Annotated in this window: 1 protein-coding gene and 1 pseudogene; one reads left to right on the forward strand and one right to left on the reverse strand. The window is 70.5% G+C overall.

Annotation, left to right across the window (positions count from 1 at the left end; genetic code table 11):
• Positions 1-80: 80 nt before the first annotated feature.
• Positions 81-464 carry a DUF4190 domain-containing protein gene (locus ACYVE9_RS28410; protein ID WP_461030758.1) on the reverse strand — a complete coding sequence of 128 codons (384 nt, stop codon included), beginning with the start codon at positions 462-464 and terminating at the stop codon, positions 81-83.
• A 258-nt stretch (positions 465-722) separates the two neighbouring features.
• Between ACYVE9_RS28410 and ACYVE9_RS28415 the strand changes: the two are divergent.
• Positions 723-957, forward strand: a pseudogene (locus ACYVE9_RS28415) (hypothetical protein); the annotation flags it as partial.

Genomic DNA, 957 nt, shown 5'->3' on the forward strand with positions numbered 1-957 from the left:
CCCCCGTCCCGGATCTCCGTCCGGAACGGGGGCCGCTCGTCGGCGGACGCTGGCACGGCGTCCGTCCGGGCTGCGGTCGGTCACCCCACCTGGTCGCTGAAGTCCCGCTCGCACTCCTGCTGTTCCTCAGCGGTCTCCGCCTGCTCCAGGCACTCGGTGAGGTTGCCGAACTCCTCACTGTTGAAGAACGACACGCCCACGGCGAGGATGATCGCCGAGGCGATCAGTCCCAGCGCGCCGAGCACCGCACCCACGATGGCCATCGTGCCGTTCGTGGCGACGCCCTGCCGCTGGCGGCGGAAGCCGATGATGCCCAGCACGATGGCCACGATGCCCAGGATGATGCCGCCCACCACGGTCCAGAAGGTGGCGAGCGCGATGATGCCCAGTACCAGCGCGGCGATCCCGAGGCCGTTGCGCGGGCTTCCCTGCGGCTGGTCGGAGTGGGCGGACGGATAACTCATGAACCCTTCTTTCTGCTGACTCTCCCGCACGGGGCGGTCCCCCGGATGAGATGCCGCCCGGGACTGCGGCGTGTTCGCGCGGGACGCCTACCCGAATTGGCGCCGAAGAAAGATCCGATCGCCCGTGAGACGTCCGCCGGAGGCAACCGGGGACACATCGCACCGCAGTCTGAACGTTTCCGACCGCTTCTGCGTATCCCGCGGTGGGCGCACGCAGCACACGACGTGTCCACCTCCCGAGCATCGAAGGGTCCGCCGATGAACGATCGCAGCAGCCTTCCTCTGCACGCTCTGCCCGACGGCGAGGCCGAACTCACCGTGGTGCTCCGACTGCGCTGGGAGGACGTGGCCGCCCTGGGCCACGAGGCCGCCCGGCTGGCCGCGCGTCAGCAGCGCCCGGTGTCCCTGGACGAGGCGGCGAGTCATCGGCTGCGCACCCGGTCTGCTCACGCCGCGCCGCCTGCCGATCGCACCTCGCCCGCGGCAGCCCCAC

The organism is Streptomyces sparsus (assembly GCF_054776295.1).